The organism is Streptomyces sp. NBC_00442 (assembly GCF_036014195.1).
Lineage (GTDB): Bacteria > Actinomycetota > Actinomycetes > Streptomycetales > Streptomycetaceae > Streptomyces.
The window spans coordinates 6,454,376-6,473,508 of record NZ_CP107918.1 but is presented as its reverse complement, the minus strand read 5'-3'; the positions used below and the strand labels follow the sequence as shown (position 1 = coordinate 6,473,508).

At 72.6% G+C, this 19,133-nt stretch carries 16 protein-coding genes; 3 read left to right on the top strand and 13 right to left on the bottom strand.

Features of this window, described 5'->3' with window-relative positions:
- Positions 1-137 precede the first annotated feature (137 nt).
- From cobA to OG432_RS28980, 7 genes are all read right to left on the bottom strand, one after another.
- On the bottom strand, positions 138-1,358 hold the full coding sequence (cobA, locus tag OG432_RS29010) for a uroporphyrinogen-III C-methyltransferase (RefSeq protein ID WP_328313902.1): 1,221 nt from the start codon (positions 1,356-1,358) through the stop codon (positions 138-140).
- Between the two features lie 170 nt (positions 1,359-1,528).
- A complete protein-coding gene (gene cobT / locus OG432_RS29005; RefSeq protein ID WP_328313901.1) occupies positions 1,529-5,212 on the bottom strand; it encodes a nicotinate-nucleotide--dimethylbenzimidazole phosphoribosyltransferase in 3,684 nt (1,227 codons plus the stop codon).
- 341 nt (positions 5,213-5,553) lie between these two features.
- Entirely contained in the window at positions 5,554-6,768 is a 1,215-nt protein-coding gene (gene cbiE / locus OG432_RS29000) for a precorrin-6y C5,15-methyltransferase (decarboxylating) subunit CbiE (RefSeq protein ID WP_328313900.1), read from the bottom strand.
- Positions 6,769-6,872: 104 nt separating this feature from the next.
- A complete protein-coding gene (locus OG432_RS28995; protein WP_328315292.1) occupies positions 6,873-7,529 on the bottom strand; it encodes a GNAT family N-acetyltransferase in 657 nt (218 codons plus the stop codon).
- Positions 7,530-7,713: 184 nt separating this feature from the next.
- The gene (locus OG432_RS28990) at positions 7,714-8,562 is read right to left on the bottom strand and encodes a MetQ/NlpA family ABC transporter substrate-binding protein (RefSeq protein ID WP_328313899.1); all 849 of its coding nucleotides are present in this window, start codon (positions 8,560-8,562) and stop codon (positions 7,714-7,716) included.
- Between the two features lie 82 nt (positions 8,563-8,644).
- Positions 8,645-9,313 (bottom strand): methionine ABC transporter permease, encoded by a 669-nt coding sequence (locus OG432_RS28985; protein WP_328313898.1) that lies wholly within the window; start codon positions 9,311-9,313, stop codon positions 8,645-8,647.
- Positions 9,310-10,365 carry a methionine ABC transporter ATP-binding protein gene (locus OG432_RS28980; protein ID WP_328313897.1) on the bottom strand — a complete coding sequence of 352 codons (1,056 nt, stop codon included), beginning with the start codon at positions 10,363-10,365 and terminating at the stop codon, positions 9,310-9,312. The genes OG432_RS28985 and OG432_RS28980 overlap by 4 nt, the downstream gene beginning before the upstream one ends.
- A 570-nt stretch (positions 10,366-10,935) precedes the next feature.
- Between OG432_RS28980 and OG432_RS28975 the strand changes: the two genes are divergently transcribed.
- Positions 10,936-11,295 carry a hypothetical protein gene (locus OG432_RS28975; protein WP_328313896.1) on the top strand — a complete coding sequence of 120 codons (360 nt, stop codon included), beginning with the start codon at positions 10,936-10,938 and terminating at the stop codon, positions 11,293-11,295.
- Between the two features lie 2 nt (positions 11,296-11,297).
- Complete coding sequence (locus OG432_RS28970; RefSeq protein ID WP_328313895.1) at positions 11,298-11,729, top strand: hypothetical protein; 432 nt, start codon at positions 11,298-11,300, stop codon at positions 11,727-11,729.
- Positions 11,730-11,757: 28 nt separating this feature from the next.
- Here OG432_RS28970 and OG432_RS28965 read toward each other — a convergent pair whose 3' ends face one another.
- Genes OG432_RS28965 through OG432_RS28955 form a run of 3 tightly spaced genes read right to left on the bottom strand, consistent with a single transcriptional unit; the run spans position 11,758 to position 14,033 of the window.
- Positions 11,758-12,261: a GNAT family N-acetyltransferase gene (locus tag OG432_RS28965; RefSeq protein WP_328313894.1), complete on the bottom strand. Its 504-nt coding sequence runs from the start codon at positions 12,259-12,261 to the stop codon at positions 11,758-11,760.
- A gap of 36 nt (positions 12,262-12,297) precedes the next feature.
- Complete coding sequence (locus OG432_RS28960; RefSeq protein WP_443058480.1) at positions 12,298-12,849, bottom strand: sigma-70 family RNA polymerase sigma factor; 552 nt, start codon at positions 12,847-12,849, stop codon at positions 12,298-12,300.
- A gap of 23 nt (positions 12,850-12,872) precedes the next feature.
- The gene (locus OG432_RS28955) at positions 12,873-14,033 is read right to left on the bottom strand and encodes a glycerophosphodiester phosphodiesterase (protein WP_328313893.1); all 1,161 of its coding nucleotides are present in this window, start codon (positions 14,031-14,033) and stop codon (positions 12,873-12,875) included.
- A 320-nt stretch (positions 14,034-14,353) separates the two neighbouring features.
- Here OG432_RS28955 and OG432_RS28950 point away from each other — a divergent pair, with 320 nt between their 5' ends.
- Positions 14,354-14,983, top strand: coding sequence for a lysophospholipid acyltransferase family protein (locus tag OG432_RS28950; RefSeq protein WP_443058617.1), 630 nt, complete (start codon positions 14,354-14,356; stop codon positions 14,981-14,983).
- Between the two features lie 395 nt (positions 14,984-15,378).
- On the opposite strand, the gene OG432_RS28945 is transcribed toward OG432_RS28950, so the two are convergent.
- The 3 genes from OG432_RS28945 to argH form a co-directional block, all read right to left on the bottom strand.
- A complete protein-coding gene (locus tag OG432_RS28945) occupies positions 15,379-16,872 on the bottom strand; it encodes an MFS transporter (protein WP_328315290.1) in 1,494 nt (497 codons plus the stop codon).
- Positions 16,873-16,910: 38 nt separating this feature from the next.
- Positions 16,911-17,462, bottom strand: a complete 552-nt coding sequence (locus OG432_RS28940; protein ID WP_328313892.1) for a TetR/AcrR family transcriptional regulator — start codon at positions 17,460-17,462, stop codon at positions 16,911-16,913.
- Positions 17,463-17,530: 68 nt separating this feature from the next.
- Positions 17,531-18,958: an argininosuccinate lyase gene (argH, locus tag OG432_RS28935; RefSeq protein WP_328313891.1), complete on the bottom strand. Its 1,428-nt coding sequence runs from the start codon at positions 18,956-18,958 to the stop codon at positions 17,531-17,533.
- Between the last annotated feature and the right edge of the window lie 175 nt (positions 18,959-19,133).

Here is a 19,133-nt window from a genome sequence, read left to right as displayed (position 1 = left end):
GGTTGGGTGCCAACGGGGCCTGCGGGGCCGACGACGTCAACGGCTGGGGTGGGGGTCGTCCGTCAACGGTCGTCGGGCGTGGCTCGCGTGGGTGGGTGAGTGGGTGGGTGGGCTGGGCGGGAGCGGCCCGGGGGGGCTCAGGCGCGGGAGTTCACCGTCACCACGTCGCCGATGACGATGACCGCCGGCGGCCTGACGTCCTCGGCCCGTGCGACATCCCCGACGCTTTCCAGGGTGGCGTCCACGCGGCGCTGCGCGGCCGTGGTGCCCTCCTGGACGAGCGCGACCGGGGTCGACGGGTTCTTGCCGTGCGTCACCAGGGCCCGTGCGATCGCGCCGATCTTGTCGACACCCATGAGGATCACCAGGGTGCCGCGCAGTTGGGCCAGCGACTTCCAGTCGACGAGCGAGCGCGGGTCGTCCGGTGCCACATGGCCGCTGACCACGGTGAACTCGTGGGCGACACCGCGGTGCGTGACCGGGATGCCGGCCGCGCCCGGCACCGAGATGGAGCTGGAGATGCCGGGCACGACCGTGCAGGTGATGCCGGCCTCGGCGAGCGCCTGGAGTTCCTCCATACCGCGCCCGAAGACGTACGGGTCGCCGCCCTTGAGCCGCACGACCGCCTTGCCGGCCTTCGCGTGCTCGATCAGCGCGTTGTTGATGGCCTCCTGCGCCATGAACCGGCCGTACGGGATCTTCGCGGCGTCGATGACCTCGACGTGCGGCGGCAGTTCGTCGAGGAGGTCGCGGGGGCCGAGCCGGTCGGCGATCACCACGTCCGCCTCGGCGAGCAGCCTGCGGCCACGCACGGTGATCAGGTCGGGGTCGCCGGGCCCGCCGCCGACCAGCGCGACACCCGGGGTGCGGGTGCGCTGCTGCGGCGCGACCAGGGTGCCGTCGCGCAGGCCCTCGACGACGGCGTCGCGGATCGCGGCCGAGCGGCGCGGGTCCGGGGTGTCGGTGGTGAGGACGGCGACGGTCACGCCCTCGGAGCGGCCGGTGGCCGGGGTCCATGCGGTGGCGGCGCTCGCGTCGTCGGAGCGTACGCACCAGACGCGGGAGCGCTCGGCCTCGGCGGAGATGCGCCCGTTGGCCTCGGTGTCGGCGGTGGCGACCAGGGCGTACCAGGTGTCGGCGAGGTCGCCGTCCTGGAAGCGGCGGCGCTCCCAGCGGATCTCGCCCGCGTCGGCCATCGCCTCGACCGACGGGGTGGCGCTCGGGGAGATCAGCGTGACGTCGGCCCCGGCGGCGATGAGGGCCGGCAGACGGCGCTGGGCCACCTGGCCGCCGCCGACGACGACGACGCGGCGGCCGGTGAGGCGGAGGCCTACCGGGTACGCGGGGTGTTCGACCATGGTGGCGGGTGCTCCTCGGGCGGGCTGGCGGTGCGAAAGGGCCGCTGCTGCGATGAAGCGGCTGGTGGGAGGGGTACGCGCCCCCGCCGACAGCCTAAGGGGCGGGTGCGTGCGGCGGCATGGGCGGGGGCCGGGGTCCGCGACCCCGGCCCCCGCCCATGCCGTACGGGCTACTTCTCGGTGACGCCCGCCGAGTCGAACGTGGCGACCTCGTGCATCGCGCGGGCCGCGCTCTGCACCACCGGGAGGGCGAGCAGGGCGCCGGTGCCCTCGCCCAGGCGCAGGTCGAGGTCGACGAGCGGGCGCAGGCCCAGCTTGTTGAGGGCCGCGACATGGCCGGGCTCGGCGCTGCGGTGGCCCGCGATGCACGCGGACAGGACCTCGGGGGCGATCGCGCGGGCGACCAGGGCGGCCGCTCCCGTGCTGACGCCGTCGAGGATCACCGGCGTACGCAGGGAGGCGCCGCCGAGCAGGAAGCCGACCAGGGCCGCGTGCTCCAGGCCGCCGATCGCGGCGAGGACGCCGATGGGGTCGGCCGGGTCCGGCTGGTGCAGTTCCAGGGCGCGGCGTACGACGTCGACCTTGCGGGCGTGCGTCTCGTCGTTGATGCCGGTGCCGCGGCCGGTGACCTCGACCGGGTCGACGCCCGTGTAGAGGGAGATGAGGGCGGCCGACACGGTGGTGTTGGCGATGCCCATCTCGCCGGTCAGGAGCGCCTTGTTGCCGGCCGCCACCAGGTCGCGGGCGGTCTCGATGCCGACCTCGATGGCGGCGATCGCCTCCTCGCGGGTCATCGCCGGACCGGTCGTCATGTCGGCGGTACCGGGCCGCACCTTACGGGGCAACAGGCCGGGCGTCGCCGGGAGTTCGGAGGCGACGCCCACGTCGATGACGCAGACTTCGGCGCCGACCTGATGGGCGAAGGCGTTGCAGACCGCGCCGCCGCCGAGGAAGTTGGCGACCATCTGGCCGGTGACTTCCTGGGGCCAGGGGGTGACGCCCTGCGCGTGCACGCCGTGGTCACCGGCGAAGATCGCGACGGCGGCCGGCTCCGGGATCGGCGGCGGGCACTTGCGCGAGAGGCCGGACAGCTGGGCGGAGATGATCTCCAGCATGCCGAGCGCACCCGCGGGCTTGGTCATCCGCTTCTGCCGCTCCCAGGCCTCGCCGAGCGCCTTCGCGTCCAGCGGGCGGATGCCCGAGACGGTCTCCTGGAGCAGGTCGTGCGGGTCCTCGCCGGGCAGTGCGCGGCGGCCGTACGTCTCCTCGTGGACGACCCAGGACAGCGGGCGGCGCTTGGACCAGCCCGCCTGCATCAGCTCGGGCTCGTCGGGGAATTCGTCGACGTAGCCGACGCAGAGGTAGGCGACCACTTCGAGGTGCTCGGGCAGGCCGAGGGCGCGGACCATCTCGCGCTCGTCGAAGAAGGAGACCCAGCCCACGCCGAGCCCTTCGGCGCGGGCGGCGAGCCACAGGTTCTCGACGGCGAGCGCCGAGGAGTACGGGGCCATCTGCGGCTGGGTGTAACGGCCCAGGGTGTGCCGGCCGCCGCGGGTCGGATCCGCGGTGACGACGATGTTCACCGGGGTTTCGAGGATGGCCTCGATCTTCAGTTCCTTGAACTGCTTGGCCCGGCCCTTGGGCAGCGACTTGGCGTACGCCTCGCGCTGGCGCTGGGCGAGTTCGTGCATGGTGCGGCGGGTCTCGGCGGACCGGATGACCACGAAGTCCCAGGGCTGCGAGTGCCCGACGGAGGGCGCGGTGTGGGCGGCCTCCAGGACGCGCAGCAGCACCTCGTGCGGGATGGGGTCGGCGCGGAAGCCGTTGCGGATGTCGCGTCGCTCGCGCATGACGCGAAGGACGGCCTCGCGCTCGGCGTCGTCGTAGCCGGAGGCGGCGGGCACCTGCTCCGGGATCTCGACGGCATCCGCGGGCTCGACGGCATCCGCGGGCTCGACGGCCTCCGCGGGCTCGACGACCTCGGTGAGCTGTCCGGCATCCGTGGGCTCGACGCCCTCGGTGAGCTGTGCGGCTTCCATGGCCTCCGTGACCGGCTGGGCCTGCGGGACCTGCGCGACGTCCGTGGCCTGCGGCTCCTGGGGCGTCGCCGGTTCGGCGGCGGGGGCGACCGCGTGCGTCGGGGCGGGCTGGGGCGCGACGGGCGCATCGGCCGCGACGGGTGCATCGACCAGGGAGGTCTCGGGCACCTGCGCCGGGTCGACGGCCGGTGCTCCGGCCGTCACCGGCTGGTCCTGCCGCGGCACGAGGACGGGCTCGGGGGCGACGGCCACCGGCACCCCGGCGGCGGACTCCACGACACCGTGCTGCTGGGGCGCCTGCTCCTCGACCGGGGTCTGCGGCAGAGGGACGGCGACATGCGTGGGGGCCTGGTCCGGGGCGGACGCCGCCACCACGGGCTGCGCCTCGGGCACGGCTGCCTGCACGGGCTCCGCGGCCACGGGCTGCGGCGCGGCCGCCTCTTCCGCGACGGGCTCGGCCGCGACGGGCTCGGCGGCGGCCGGTTCGGCGGCGAGCGGCTCGGGCGCCACAGGCTCGGACGTCGCGAACTCGGGCGTCACGGCCTCGGGCACGGCCGGCGGCGCGGGAGGAGCCGCCTCTGCCGGGGCCTGCACGGCCGGGTCCGGCTCCGCGAACGGCGCTTCGGCGAGAGGCGCTTCGGCGGCGAGCGGTTCGGCCGCCGGGGGCTCGGCCGGGAGGGGCTCGGCAAGGGAGGGCTCGGCCACGGGGGGCTCGGCCGGGAGCGCCTCGGGCGCGGCGGCGCCGGGTCCCACCGGCTCGGCGGGCGCCATCGGCCCGGCCTGTGCCGACACGGACTGTGCCGACACGGCCTGTGCCGGCCCGGTAACGGCGGCGGGCCCGGTGACGACCGGCTCCGGCGCCTGTTGCGGTGCCGCGTCCTGCGCACCGGGCTCCGCGAGCGCGGGCGCTTCCGGTACGGGGGCGGCCTGCGCCGGGGCGGGCGCGAGGTGGGGGCCGGTCGGGACCGTGCCCTCGACCGGCACGAACTGGCCGGTCGGCTGCGGCTGTCCGCCCTGCTGCGGCGCCTGTGCAGCGCCCGGCTGGGCCGCCTGCTGAGCGACGAGCTGGTCGACGAGGAGCACGGGCCGGGCGCCGGACTGCGCCATGTGCTGGGCCTGCTGTTCGGCGGCGTGGGGCTGGGCGGCCGGAGCCGCCGCGTGCACCGCGAAGTCCTCGGGGACGACCGTTTCTGCTGGGGGCATCGGCATGTTGAGCGACGCGTGGGGCGCGGAACGCTGCTGAGGCGTCCATGCCAGGCCACTCCCCGGTTGCATCTCCGCGAACTGTGGTGCTGGGGGCTGGGCCGCGGCCGCCTCGCGCGGGATGTCCAGGTACTCGGGACCCGCCGTCGGCGGGCCCTGGTTCCGCGTGGGCACCGGGTTCACGGGGGCGGCGGCCGGACCCCGGTCGGCGAGGGACCGTACGACACCTGCGGAGGCGTCGGGGACCTGCGGGCCGAGGTGGAGCGGGCGGCGGGACGGCGGCGGGACGGCGCTCGCGGGGGCCTGCGCGGCGCGGGCTCCGCCGAGCTCGACGGAGCCGGTGTCACGGCCACCGGTCTCGTGCGCGCCGGGCTCCGCGGCCGGGCCGGGGGTGGACGGCTGGGCGGCGACGGGGGCGGGCGAGGACTGCGGGTCGATCCAGGCGCCCTGGGCGCCCGGCATCAGCAGCAGATCGTCGTCGTCCGCGGTGTTCGCCGAGGTGTCTGCGGGATCGAGGAAGGTGTAGACGCCGGGAGCGGGGACGCCCGGCTGTTCCACCATGCCTGCGTTCTCCGGCAGTCCCTCGCCCGGGACCTGGCCGGTGTCAGTCATGCGTACCCCTCGCCCATCTGTAGTGCTCCTTCGGCCTGCGGCCCGGGGCCGCCCACGCTCGGCGTGTGCGGCACCCGTCGCTCCGTACGGTGCGCCGCGCGGTCGCGAACGGCCCGCGGGCGTCAACGACACCATGCATTGTCGCGGGCCTTCGGCGCTGCGGCGGTCAGTCCCGGCCACGGACCGTGTGGGCTGCGCCACGTTGCGCGTCCCCCGGTTGTGCCGTACCGCCGACGGGCCCCAAAGCGGTTCCCTTTTCCGGCCCTTGGCCAGCGGAGCTCCGAACGGCCGGGTGCGGTACAACGATCGGCCAGCCTACCCTCCGCGACGCGCCGAAGGAGTCACGGGGATCTTTCTTTCCGCCGTCCGGAAAGCAGGAAGGCGACCGAGCGTTCGCGCTCCGACCAGGCGCTCGTGTCGAGGTCGACCGATTGGAGGAGCGCGCACTCGACGTCGTATCCGCCGGCGCTCAGAACGGCTCCCACGGCCTCCGCCGCGTCCCGGGTGGCCGCGTGCGTCACGATGCGCTCCGGCCTGCGATCCGCGCACGCCTCGACGACCGCCGCGCCGCCGCCTCCGATGCGTACGACGTCGGGTTCGGGCAGCGACTCCAGGACGTGCGGGGCCTTGCCGCGGACCACCTGGAGCTGTACGCCGAAGCGGCGCGCGGTGGACTCGGTGCGCGAGCAGGCATCGGCGTCGTCGTCGACGGCGATCACGGCGGCGCCGAACCGGGCCGCCTCCACCGAGAGCGCGCCGCTGCCGCAGCCGATGTCCCAGACGAGGTCGCCGACGCGCGGCCCGAGCCGGGCGAGTTGGGCGGCGCGCAGGTCGGTGGATTCCCCGGAACCGAGCCCGGTGCCGTACTCGCGGGCGGGCAGCGCCCAGCCGCGGGGCGCCGACGGGTAGCCGGGGGCGGGCCCGGCGAGCCAGCCCTCGCCCTCGCCGGACGGGCCGCCGCCGAGGACGATGACGACGTTGGGGTCGCGCCACGCGTGGTCGGCGGCGTTCTCTGAGGTGAGGACGGTGACCTGTTCGCGGTCGCTGCCCAGTTCCTCGCAGATGACGAAGGTGCGGTGGACCCCTTCGAGGAGCAGGGCCAGTTCGGCGGGGCCCGCGCCCGGCGAGGTGAGGACGCCGACCTTGGGGTGGGCGCGGCAGACGTTGACGGCGCGGCGCAGGGTGCGGGGGTGGGCGACGACGAGCTGGGCGTCGTCCCAGGGCATCCCGGCCCGCGCGAAGGCGCCGGCGAGGGCGGAGACGGCGGGCACGACCTCGACTTCGAGGCCGTGCTCGGGGTCCCTGAGGGTGCGGACGACCCCGAAGAAGCCGGGGTCGCCGTCGGCGAGGACGACCGCGCTGCCGCGGTGCCCGGCGATGCGCCGGGCGGCCAGGCCCACGCTGCCGAGCCGGATGCGCTCGGCTCCGGCCGGCACCTCCGGGAGCGCGAGGTGGTGGGCGGCGCCGGCCACCAGGGTGGCCGCGGAGAGCGCGGAGGTGGCCGCGGGGGTGAGCGGCGAGCCGTCCCAGCCGATCACCGTGACGCGGTCGGCCATCTTCGTCAGACTCCAGGTGGTGTGGCAGGTCGGGGCGGCGGATGTGTGCCGGGGTACGGACTTGAGGGTAGCTCCGGTTCTTCGTTCGGTCCGTCGGCCGTGGGTCAGTTCCAGTCGGTGTAGGAGGCGTAACCGGCGTCGGCGAGCTGCTCGGCGACGCCGTCGAGGTCCTCCGGGAGCAGGCTCCACACGATGAGGTCGGTGCGGATGTCCGTCCAGCCGCCGTCCTCGGTCTGCGTACGCGCTATCCAGGCGTTGCGCAGCACGCCCTCGCTGATGCAGCCGATCTTCTGCGCGACCTGCTGGGAGGCGGTGTTGTCGGCGGCGGTGCGCAGTTCGAGGCGCTCGAAGCGCTGGTCCCTGAAGAGCCATTGGGCGGCGGCGAGCACGGCCTCGGTGGCGTATCCCTCGCCGCGCGCCCACGGTGCCACGACATAGCCGACTTCGGTGGCCAGGGTGCGCCAGTTGGTGTTCTGGAGGTGGACGATGCCGACGAGGCGCTGGGTGAGGAACTCGGTGACCGCCAGAACGATTCCTCGGCCCTCGGTGCGCTCGCGCGGGGCGAGGTGGCGGACCCAGTCGTCGGCGTCGCGGGCGGTGTAGGGGTGGGGCACCGCGGTCCAGGCGACGACCTGCTCGTCGTTCATCATCTCGATGAGCGCGGGGCCGTCGGCATCCTCGAAGGGGCGCAGCACGAGGCGGTCCGTGCTGATGGAGATGTCCGGGAACACCGGAAGGTGGGTAGTCATGTGCCGCTCCATGCCGTGGACCGCCTTGGGGACCGCGCCGGCCCGCGGGGCCGCGTGGCCCGTCAACCTGTGAGGACCGTAAAGACACAGCATGCAGCATCGGGCCCCCCGCGCGCATGGCCGGGTGGCCGTAGCGACGAAGGTCCCGGACACCTGGCGGGGTGTCCGGGACCTTCGTCCTGCCGTACGGGCAGGGCTACTTGGCGGGGCCGAAGGCCGGGACGACGGAGCCCGCGTACTTGTCGTTGATGAACTTCTTGACCTCGTCGGAGTTCAGGAGCTTGGCGAGCTTCTGGACGCGCGGGTCGTTCTCGTTGCCCTGCTTGACGGCGAGGAAGTTGGCGTAGGGGTTGCCGTCCGCCTTCTCCAGGGCGAGGGCGTCCTTGGCGGGCTTCAGGTTCGCCTCGATCGCGTAGTTGCCGTTGATGACCGCGGCGTCCACGTCGTTGAGGGCGCGGGGCAGCGTGGCGGCCTCCAGCTCCTTGAACTTCAGGCCCTTGCTGTCCTTGATGTCGGAGAGCTTGGCACCGGAGCCGGCGCCGTCCTTCAGGGTGATCACGCCGTTGGCGGCGAGGAGTTGGAGGGCGCGGCCCTCGTTGGTGGTGTCGTTGGGGACGGCGACGGTCTGGCCGGAGGTGAGGTCCTTGAGGGACTTGACCTTGTGCGAGTAGACGCCGAGCGGCTCCAGCTCCACGTCGACGACGGGCACGATGTGGGTGCCGTTCTTCTTGTTGAAGTCGTCCAGGTAGGGCTTGTGCTGGAAGAAGTTGGCGTCGACCTGGCCCTGCTCGGTGGCGGTGTTGGGCAGGACGTAGTCCGTGAACTCCTTCACCTCCAGCTTGAGTCCGGCCTTGGCCGCCAGGTTGTCCTTGACGAACTTGAGGATGTCGCCGTGCGGCGTGGGGGACGCCGCGACGACGAGCGCCTTGGACTCGTCGGCCTTGCCGCCCGCCTTCGGGTCCGAGGACGAGCCGCAGGCGGTGAGGCCGACGGCGAGGGCGGCGGTGACGAGGGCGGCAGCGGTGATCTTGGTGTTGTTGCGCACGAAAAGTGCCTCTTTCCGGTGGTGCGGTGTGACGCCCGGACAAGGAGTGCGGGCCGTGGTGTTCGAGAAGGGTCCAGACGGTTCAGGAGGTCCGGCCGCGGCGGGCGAGCAGGCGTACGACGCCGTCGCCGAGCAGCTGGATCACGGTGACGATGGCGATCAGGACGGCCACCGTGACGAGCATGAAGTTGGTCTCGAAGCGCTGGTAGCCGTAGGTGATGGCGACCGAGCCGAGCCCGCCGCCGCCGACCGCGCCGGCGAGCGCGGAGTAGCTGACGAGCGTGATCACCGTGGTGGTGATCGCGGACACCAGCGAGGGCAGGGCCTGCGGGAGCAGCGCCTTCCACACGATGGTGGGGATGCCGCCGCCCATGGACTGCACGGCCTCGACGAGCCCGTGGTCGACCTCGCGCACGGAGGTCTCCACGAGGCGCGCGAAGAACGGGATGGCGCCGATGGAGAGCGGCACGATCATGGCGCTCGGTCCGATGAAGGTGCCGACGGCCCAGGTGGTGAACGGGATCAGGGCGATCAGCAGGATGATGAACGGCAGCGAGCGGCCGATGTTCACGATCACGCCGATGACCTTGTTCACCGGACGGTTCTGGAGCAGGCCGCCCTTGTCGGTGAGGACGAGCAGCACACCGAGCGGCAGCCCGAGTCCGATGGTGACGACGGTCGCCCACAGAACCATGTAGAGGCTGTCGTACGTGCCCTGCGACAGCAGCGGCTGCATCTCCGACCAGCTCACTTGGCACCTTCCTTCACCAGGTCGAGCGCCTGGCCGCCGTTGCCGGCGCTGTCGTCCACGATGTCCACCTGGAGGCCCTGCTCGCGCAGGAAGCCGATGGGGACGACGTTCTCCTCGTAGCGGCCGGGCAGTTCGATCCGCATGCGGCCGATCTGCCGGCCCGCGACGGTGTCCATGGCCGCGCCGAGGATCGAGATGTCGATGTTGTACGTCCGCGAAAGCTGCGAGATGACGGGCTGGGTGGCCGCGTCGCCGTGGAAGGTGACGTCGATGACGGTGTGCTCGGGGCCGGTGGCGCCGCCGCTCACCGGGAAGAGTTCGGCCGCGAGTTCGGAGCCGGGGGTGGCGAGCAGTTCGGTCACCGTGCCGGACTCGATGACGCGGCCCTTCTGCATCAGGGCCGCCGAGTCGCAGATCGTCTTGACGACGTCCATCTCGTGCGTGATGAGCAGGACGGTGAGGCCGAGCTGCTGGTTGAGGTCGCGAAGGAGCTGGAGGATCGAGCGGGTGGTCTCCGGGTCGAGGGCGCTGGTCGCCTCGTCGGAGAGCAGCACCTTGGGGTCGCCGGCCAGGGCGCGGGCGATGCCGACGCGCTGCTTCTGGCCGCCGGAGAGCTGGGCGGGGTAGGCCTTGGCCCGGTCGGCGAGCCCCACCAGGTCGAGCAGGTCGAGGGCCTTGCGTGAGCGCTCCTTGCCGGAGACGCCGAGGATCTCCAGGGGCAGCTCGATGTTGTCCTGCACGGTGCGCGAGGACAGCAGGTTGAAGTGCTGGAAGACCATGCCGATGCGGGAGCGGGCCCGGCGCAGGTCCTTGCCCGCGCGCCGGCCGCGGCCGGCGAGGGCGGTGAGGTCGACGCCGTCGACGGTGACCGTGCCGGAAGTGGGGCGCTCCAGGAGGTTGACGCAGCGGATGAGGGAGGACTTGCCGGCGCCGCTCTGGCCGATGACGCCGTAGACCTCGCCCTCGCGGACGTGCAGGTCGACGCCGTCGAGCGCGGTGATATCTCGTCCGCGCGACTGGTAGACCTTGGTCAGGCCCGTTGTGGTGATCACAGGATTTCCGTCACTGTCGAGTGCGCGGCGCGGGGTATGCCGGGCACGGGGCAAACGTGTTCGGGGCGCGGCTCGGCCCCAGCGGTGGATACCGGGGGCGCGGTGCGCGCGGGGGCAGGCCGAATCCGTGGGTTTTGGTACGGAACCGGGCACGGCCACGTGGTCTCGCTTCGGGGCGCGAGGCTCGGGCGGGGACCCTCAGAAGGCGCACATTCGACACATACAACGAGCACCGGGCGTCATCATCGCCTCGGTCGCAAGGGTGCGGCTGCTCGTCGTGGTCATGTCGCAAGTAAAGCAGAACCGGTCGGGAACCAAACGGGGATGTCCGAATACCGGACATCTTCCGACTGCCATGCGGACGGTCCCGCTCCACCGCCGCGGCCTTCCACGCACCCGCCCCGGCCTGCGCCGACGCCGCCGTCAGGGCCCTCGCGACCGCGTACCCGACCGGCCCGCCGGCCCGGTCCGCTGTGGCCAAGGCCACGGCCGGCCTCCCCCTTCCCGGGCCCGTGCGCGGGCCCGGGGGCGAGCGCATCGGGCCTTTCGGCCCGTAATACCCTCGACCCCATGCTCGATGCCCTGACGGTCGCGGTCGCCGCCGCCGCGCTCGCCCTCGCCGCCTGGTGCGGATATGCCGCCTACCGGGACCAGGCCACCAAGGACTGGCACTTCATCGGCATGGCCGTGGTCGCCGTCCTCGCGCTGGCCCAGCTCGTCGTCGGGCTGGTGCAGCTCGGCCGCGGCGAGCGGCCCGAACAGGGTGTCGCCATCTTCGTCGCGTATCTGGCCGGTGCGTTCGCGGCCGTCCCCGCGGCGGGGTTCCTCTCGCTCTCCGAGCGGACCAAGTGGGGCTCGGTGACGGTGTCGGCGGGCGCCGTGGTCCTGGCCGTGCTCGAAGTGCGTCTCTACGACATCTGGGGAGGCTGACCGTGACCGAGTCCGCCACTGACACCACGCCCGCCGGCAAGGCCGAGGCCGGCAAGCTCGGCTCGGGGCCCGGCCGGGTACTCGTCTGGTTCTACGGCGTGTTCACCGTGGCCGCGGCGTCCCGCTCGATCGTCCAGATCGCCCTGGACTTCGGCAAGGCTCCGCTGGCGTACGCGCTGTCCGCGATCGCGGCCTGCGTGTACGGCTTCATCACGTACTCGCTGGTGCGCGGCGGCGAGAGGGCCCGCCGGGCAGCCCTGGTGTGCTGCGCGGCGGAACTCCTCTTCGTCCTGGTCGTCGGCACCTGGACCCTCGCGGACTCCTCGGCCTTCCCCGACGCGACGGTCTGGTCGGACTACGGGATGGGCTACGTCTTCATCCCGGTGATCCTGCCGGTCCTCGGCATGCTGTGGCTGAGGCGCAACAAGCGCTAGGGCCTGGCCGCCGGACAGGTGCTGGGCGCTAGGCGCTGGCGACGAACTCCTGGGCCGCCACGTCCTTTTCGAGGGTGATCAGGGAGAGCCGCTTGCTCACGGCCTCCGTGGCCACGGTCGCGTAGCCGTGCCTGCGGTACAGCCGCAGGTTCGACTCGCTGCGGTGGCCGGTGAAGAGCTGGAAGCGCTTGGCGTCGAGCCGAGCCGTGAAGTGCGCCTCGATGGCGTCCAGGAGGCGGCCGCCCAGGCCGTGGCCCCGCATCCGCGGGTGCACGATGAGCTTGTCGATGCGCCCGGTGCCGGATGCGTCCACCCGGCCCCGCACCGACGCGATGATCTCGTCGCCGAGCCTGGCCACCAGGGCGTATCCCGTGGACAGTTCGCCCCGCAGGTCCTCAAGGGTCTGGGTCAGGGGCTCGATCGAGTAGTCGCCGTAGAGCTCGGCCTCGCTCTGGTAGCACAGGTACTGCAGCTTCATTATCTGCTCGGCATCCTGTGCGCCGGCCGCAGAGATGGTCACGCTCATGCCCATGTGTGCATGCCTCTCGCTCAACTGGTCCCCGATTGTCTACCGCTCCTTTCCCCCTCGTTCAGGAGCGGCAACCTCCGCCGCCAGCATTCTGCGCAGGCATCCCAGGCAACGGGAACGCATCGGTCCCAGGCTGCCCTGTGAGATATCCAACTCCCCTGCGATTTCCCGGTAGGTGGGGTCCTCGGGCGAGAGCAGAGCGGTCAGGAGGCGGGGGCAGTTGCCCGGGGTGCGGCGGACCGCCGCGTGCAGGACGCGGCGCCGTTCGGCGCTGATGGCGGCGAGTTCGGGCCCCGGGCCCGGATCGGCCGCGCGCTCGCCCGCGTACGGGCTCTCCTGGCGCCGCACCCGCCGGGCCCGGCGGGCCTCGGCCCGCACGGCGGTGCGCACCCAGCGGGCCGGGACCGGCCTGTCCTCGGGCTGCCGCTCCAACAGCCTGAGCCAGACGGCCTGTTCGAGGTCGTCGGCGTCGACTCCGGTGCCGGAGGCCTCCGCGGCGGCCTCGGCGGCGACGAGCGGGCTGAGCTCTGTGACGAGATCCATGCCGAGCGGGACGCGCCCGCCGCCGAACCCGGTTTCGGCGGCGGCCACTTGTCACTCGTACGGGGTCGTCCTCAGCGCTCGCGGAAATCGGCGGCGGCGAGCAGTGCGGTGTCGGCGTTGTCGGAGAACACCGCGTCGATGCCGGTCGCGAAGTACGTCCTGAAGGCACCGAACGCGTCGCCGTAGGCGTTGGGGTCGGTGCCGCGCCGGTACTCGGCGGGCAGGAAGGTGTTCTCGTTGCGCATGGTGTAGGGGTGCAGGATCAGGCCCCGCGCGTGCGCGTCGCGGACGAGCGTGGTCGGCCGGGTCAGCCTTCCTTCGGCGTCCTTGGGGATGATCAGGTCGAGGGTGGGGCCGATGCCCTGGGCGTAGGAGGCGATCCACCGCAGCCCGGCCGGCGCGACGAGGTCGTCCACGGTGCGCGGATCGCCGTCGACCACGAAGTCCCAGGGCTTGGTGCCCGCGTTGGAGAGCAGCACCACCGACGGGGTGTCGACCAGTTTCGTCAGGCGCTGGATGCTGCTGGGCTCGAAGGACTGGAGGAACTGCGGGGAGTCGGCGCGGTGGCGCCCGTAGCGGCGCAGCAGGGAGGCGACGCGCTCCTCCAGGGGCAGCCCGATGCCGCGGAAATAGGTGGGGTGCTTGGTCTCGGAGTGCAGCCAGATCCGGCGGCCGAGGCGGCGGCCCTGCGCTTCGGCCCAGCGCAGCACTTCCTCGAAGGTGGACACGTCCCAGCGGCCGTCGTAGAGGGTGTTGTGCTGGCGGTTGCCCGGGATGCGCTCCTTGGCGCGCAGCGTCTTCAGTTCGGCGAGCGTGAAGTCCTCGGTGAACCATCCCGTGACGGCGGTCCCGTCGATGCTCTTGGTGGTGCGGCGGGAGGCGAACTCGGGGTGCGCGGAGACGTCGGTGGTGGCCGAGATGTCGTTCTCGTGCCGGCAGACCAGGTGCCCGTCCTTGGTGGGCACCACGTCCTGCTCGATGACGTGGGCGCCGAGGTCGAGGGCGTGCTGGTAGGAACCGAGCGTGTGCTCGGGCCGGTATCCGGCGGTGCCGCGGTGCCCGATGACGTACGGCACGGGCAGGCCGCGGTAGCCGGCCGGGCCGCCGCCGCGGTTCTGCGCGGCGGCGGCCGGCGCGCCCGCGAGGCCCGTGGCCGCCGTGCCGAGCGCGGCCGCGCCCGCCGCACCGAGCACGGCGCGCCGCCCGGGGCTCATCCGCTCACCGTCAGTCATGAACACTCCTCGGTCGTCGGTTTCCGCTTCGGTTTCCGCTGGTGATGTCCGTATGTCCCGCACCTGCCAAAGCGAGGAGTCGAGCGTAGGCGGACCGAGGTGAAGAGCGGGATGCTTTAGGGGTACACGGGGGCCAAGGAGGGCCGAACCTGGCGGAAACACGCGTCAATAACGTGTATCCACTACGTGAACCCGATGTGCGATCGGACGTGTGCCGCGAGTATCGTCCTCACCTGCACAGACTTCCGACATCCACCCAGACGACCCCGGAGGGCCCGTTGTCCCGCTTCGCGCTCATCAAGGCAGTGCTCGGACCGATCATGCGCCTGATGTTCCGCCCACAGGTGGAAGGCGCCGAGAACATCCCGGGCACCGGTCCAGTCATCCTCGCCGGCAACCACGTGACCTTCATCGATTCGATCGTGCTGCCCATCGTGTGCGACCGGCAGGTGTCCTTCATCGGCAAGGACGAGTACGTCACGGGCAAGGGGCTCAAGGGCCGGCTGATGGCCTGGTTCTTCACCGGCGTCGGCATGATCCCGGTCGACCGGGACGGCGCCAACGGGGGTGTCGCGGCGCTGATGACCGGCCGCCGCATCCTGGAGGACGGCCGGATGTTCGGCATCTACCCGGAGGGCACCCGCTCCCCCGACGGGCGCCTGTACCGCGGCCGGACGGGCGTCGCCCGGCTCACCCTGATGACGGGCGCGCCCGTCGTCCCCTTCGCGATGGTCGGCACGGACAAGTTGCAGCCGGGCGGTGCGGGGATGCCGCGGCCCGGCAAGGTCACGGTTCGCTTCGGTGAGCCGATGGAGTTCTCGCGGTACGAGGGGATGGACCGGGACCGCTACGTTCTGCGGGCCGTCACGGATTCGGTGATGGCGGAGGTCATGCGGCTGTCCGGCCAGGAGTACGTGGACATGTACGCCACCAAGGCCAAGGCGGCCTGACCCAACCCGGCCGAACCCACGCCCCGGCTCCCAGCAGCCCCGCCAGGGGCACGCCCCAACCCCGCCGAACCGCACACGGCCCACAGCAACCCCGCCAGGGGCGCGGGGAACTGCGCGACCAGCCACGGCGGACCGGCACCCGAACGACCAGCCCCTCGGGGGCAGCCCGTGGGTTGTCCGCGAACCATGGACGGCCGGGCGCGCAGTTCCCCGCGCCCCTGGCACGAGTCGAGGCACCCGGCGCGCATCCCGCCTGGCGGGCGCAACCCCCACACTGCCTGCGGACCGTCGTGGGCCGGGCACGCAGTTCCTCGCGCCCCTGGCGGGTCAGGGAGCCCGGGGTGGCCCCGGGCGCGGGGTCAGGGAGCCCGGGAGTTGCCCCGGGGGGGGCGGGGTCAGGGTTCGGGGGTTTCGGCCAGGTGTTGGCCGCGGAGCAGGAACCACGCCGCCGTCGCCGTGGCGAAGAGGACGACCGCCCCCACCCCCGCCGCCGCCTGGAACCCGGAGGTGAACGCGTCCCGCGCCGCCCCCAGCATCACGTGCGCCTGCTCCGAAGGCAGCCGCCCGGCCGCCTCCACCGCCCCGCCGAGCGAGTCGTGCGCCTCGGCCGCGATCTCCGCGGGAACGCCGGCCGGCACCTGGAAACCCCGGTAGATCCCGGTCACCACCGAGCCGAGCAGCGCGATGCCGAGCGCCGCGCCGAGCTCGTACGCCGTCTCCGAGACCGCCGACGCCGCTCCGGCCTGCTCCTTGGGCACGCTGGAGAGGATGACGTCGGCCGTCACCGTGAAGGCGAGGCCCGCGCCGAGGCCGCCCACGAACAGGGCGAGGCCGAGCGAGACGACGCCGGTCTCCGCGCCGAGCAGGACACACGCGGCGAGCGCGAGGCCCACGGCCGCGAGCCCGCCCGCGACGGCCCCGCGCACCGAGGTCCTGCGGGCGATCGTGCCGGCCGCGAGCCCCGTGCCCACCGCCCCCACCGCCGCGGGCAGTTCGATGAGTCCTGCCTCCAACGGCGAGCGCTGCTGCACCAGTTGGAGGAACTGGGACAGGAAGAAGACCAGACCGGAAAGCCCGAGGATGGTCAGCAGATCGGCGAGCACGGCCCCGGAGAAGCCCCGGTGGTGGAAGAGCCGGATGTCCAGGAGCGGCGAGTCGAGCGTGCGCTGGCGGCGTACGAACCAGACCAGCGCGCCGACGCCCAGCACCGCGGCGACCGCGATGTCCCAGCGGAACCCGTTGACCGCGGCCTCCTTCACCGCGTATACGACGGCGACGACGCCGACCAGGGAGAGACCCACGCTGACGAGGTCCCAGGGCCCCGGGTCGGGGTCGCGCGACTCGGGCAGCAGCTTGATGCCGACGAGGACGAGGACGGCCATGACCGGCAGGTTGATGAGGAAGACCGAGCCCCACCAGAAGTTCTCCAGGAGGAAACCGCCGACGACCGGCCCGACCGCCGTGCCCGCGGAGGCGGCCGCGCCCCAGATGCCGACGGCGAGGCTGCGCTCCCTGGGGTCGTGGAAGATGTTGCGGATCAGGGCGAGCGTGGACGGCATCAGGGTCGCGCCCGCGATGCCGAGCAGGGCCCTGGCCAGGATCATCATCTCGGGGCTCGACGCGTACGCGTTGAGCACGGACACCGCGCCGAAGGCCACGGCCCCCGAGAGCAGGAGCTTCTTGCGGCCGATGCGGTCGCCGAGGCTGCCCATGGAGACGAGGAGTCCGGCGATGACGAACGAGTAGATGTCGCCGATCCACAGCAGCTGAGTGCCGGTCGGCTTCAGGTCTTCGCTCAGGAAGGGCGTGGCGAGGCCGAGCACGGTCGCGTCGACGGCGACGAGCAGCACGGCGAGGACGAGTACCGCGAGCGCGAGCCAGCGGCCCATGGGGCCGGCGGCCCGGGACGCCGGGTGCTGGGTTGCGGTCACTTCTCCACGCTCCGCCGTACACCGCCGAGCAGCAACTCGGCGATCATGTACTGGAAGTCCTTGGCGGCGACCCGGCCGTCCTGCACGGACCAGGCGCCGGCGCCGATCAGCCCGTACAGGGCCTCGGTGAGCCAGGCGGGGGTGAGGTCGATGCGGAACTCGCCCCGTTCCTGTCCGCGCCGGAAGAGCGCGGAGACCCGGGCGTCGATGCGGGCCCAGCCCTCGTTCATCTCCTCGCCCTCGAAGAGCTGGTTCTCGGTGACGAGGAAGGCGAGGAGGCCGGCGACGGGTTCGACCTCGGCGACCAAGCGGCGCAGCGCGTCCGCGGCCGCTCCGTCCTCCAGCCGGGCGGCGGCGAGTGCGGCCTCCAGCTCGCGGATGCCGAGTTCCTCCAGCGCTCTGACGAGGGCCTCCCGTCCGGCGAAGTGCCGGTGCAGGGTGGCCCTGCCGATGCCCGCGGCGCGGGCGACCTCGTCCATGGTGGCGGTCGCTTTGCGGGTGAGGAGGGCGGCGGCGGTGCGGAGTACCTGGTCTCGGTCCACGGTCATGAGACGAGCCTAGCCCCAATGAGACACAGATGTCTCATTGGGGCTGGGTCACACCGCTCTGCGTGCGGCTACTTCTTCGCGTCCGCCCAGGCGTGCTGCACCGTCAAGTCGGCCTTGATCTCGGCGAGTTGGACGGCGACGGCCGAGGGAGCCGTGCCGCCGCGGCCGCTGCGGGAGGCGAGTGCACCCTTGACGTTGAGGACCGTACGGACCTCGGGGGTGAGGTGCTCCGAGATCTTCGCGAACTGCTCGTCGGTGAGCTGGTCGAGTTCGATGCCGTGGGCTTCGCACACCTTGACGCACTCCCCCGCGACCTCGTGCGCCACCCGGAACGGCACGCCCTGCTTGACCAGCCACTCGGCGATGTCGGTGGCGAGCGAGAAGCCGGCCGGGGCGAGCTCCTCCATGCGTTCCCGGTTGACGGTGAGCGTGGCCATCATTCCGGTGAAGGCGGGCAGCAGCACCTCCAGCTGGTCGCAGGAGTCGAAGACCGGCTCCTTGTCCTCCTGGAGGTCGCGGTTGTAAGCGAGCGGGAGCGCCTTCAGGGTCGCCATCAGGCCGGTGAGGTTGCCGATGAGGCGGCCCGACTTGCCCCGCGCGAGCTCCGCGATGTCCGGGTTCTTCTTCTGCGGCATGATCGACGACCCGGTGGAGAAGGCGTCGTGCAGGGTCACGAAGGAGAACTCCTTCGTGTTCCAGATGATGATCTCCTCGGCGATCCGCGACAGGTTCACGCCGATCATCGCGGTGATGAAGGCGAACTCGGCGACGAAGTCACGCGAGGCCGTGCCGTCGATGGAGTTGCCGACCGAGCCGTGCTCGAAGCCGAGGTCGGCGGCGACCGCCTCCGGGTCGAGGCCGAGCGAGGAGCCGGCCAGCGCGCCGGAGCCGTACGGCGACACCGCGGTCCGCTCGTCCCACTGCCGCAGCCGCTCGGCGTCCCGGGAGAGCGACTGGACGTGGGCGAGCACATGGTGGGCGAAGAGGACCGGCTGGGCGTGCTGGAGGTGCGTACGGCCGGGCATGGCGACGTCCGGGTGCGCCTCGGCGAGCCCGACGAGGGCGTCCTGGAGCTCGGCGATCAGGCCGCCGATGATCCGGGCGTGGTCGCGCAGGTACATCCGGAAGAGGGTGGCGACCTGGTCGTTGCGGGACCGGCCGGCGCGGAGCTTGCCGCCGAGGTCGGGGCCGAGGCGCTCCAGGAGGCCGCGCTCCAGGGCGGTGTGGCAGTCCTCGTCGGCGATGGTGCCGACGAACGTGCCGTCGGTGACGTCGTTCGCCAGCTGGTCGAGGCCCGCGAGCATCCGCCGGAGCTCGTCGGCGGTGAGCAGGCCCGCCGTGTGGAGCACCCGGGCGTGGGCGCGGGAGCCCGCGATGTCGTACGGGGCGAGCCGCCAGTCGAAGTGGACCGAGGCGGACAGCTTCGCCAGCGCCTCGGCGGGACCGTCGGCGAACCGGGCGCCCCAGAGCCGGACGTCACCGTTGTTGCTGCTCACAGCTCAAGCTCCTCAGAAGTGGTTGTGCCACCGTCTCCCCGCCGCGGAGGAGCGGGGAGACGGTCGTGCAACGATTCGCGCTCACCCGAAGTCGCGCCCCGTAGCCAGGTTGACGTTGGCATAACTATGCAGAGCTCTGCATGTTTTGTCAACGCGTCCGATCGGGGGGCCGCGG

What these genes read in the sequence shown, in the direction of transcription:
- cobA (WP_328313902.1), bottom strand. Translation starts at nt 1,358, where the DNA reads ATGGTCGAACACCCCGCGTACCCGGTAGGCCTCCGCCTCACCGGCCGC.
- cobT (WP_328313901.1), bottom strand. Translation starts at nt 5,212, where the DNA reads ATGACTGACACCGGCCAGGTCCCGGGCGAGGGACTGCCGGAGAACGCA.
- cbiE (WP_328313900.1), bottom strand. Translation starts at nt 6,768, where the DNA reads ATGGCCGACCGCGTCACGGTGATCGGCTGGGACGGCTCGCCGCTCACC.
- OG432_RS28995 (WP_328315292.1), bottom strand. Translation starts at nt 7,529, where the DNA reads ATGGAGCGGCACATGACTACCCACCTTCCGGTGTTCCCGGACATCTCC.
- OG432_RS28975 (WP_328313896.1), top strand. Translation starts at nt 10,936, where the DNA reads ATGCTCGATGCCCTGACGGTCGCGGTCGCCGCCGCCGCGCTCGCCCTC.
- OG432_RS28965 (WP_328313894.1), bottom strand. Translation starts at nt 12,261, where the DNA reads ATGGGCATGAGCGTGACCATCTCTGCGGCCGGCGCACAGGATGCCGAG.
- OG432_RS28955 (WP_328313893.1), bottom strand. Translation starts at nt 14,033, where the DNA reads ATGACTGACGGTGAGCGGATGAGCCCCGGGCGGCGCGCCGTGCTCGGT.
- OG432_RS28950 (WP_443058617.1), top strand. Translation starts at nt 14,354, where the DNA reads ATGCGCCTGATGTTCCGCCCACAGGTGGAAGGCGCCGAGAACATCCCG.
- OG432_RS28945 (WP_328315290.1), bottom strand. Translation starts at nt 16,872, where the DNA reads ATGGGCCGCTGGCTCGCGCTCGCGGTACTCGTCCTCGCCGTGCTGCTC.
- OG432_RS28940 (WP_328313892.1), bottom strand. Translation starts at nt 17,462, where the DNA reads ATGACCGTGGACCGAGACCAGGTACTCCGCACCGCCGCCGCCCTCCTC.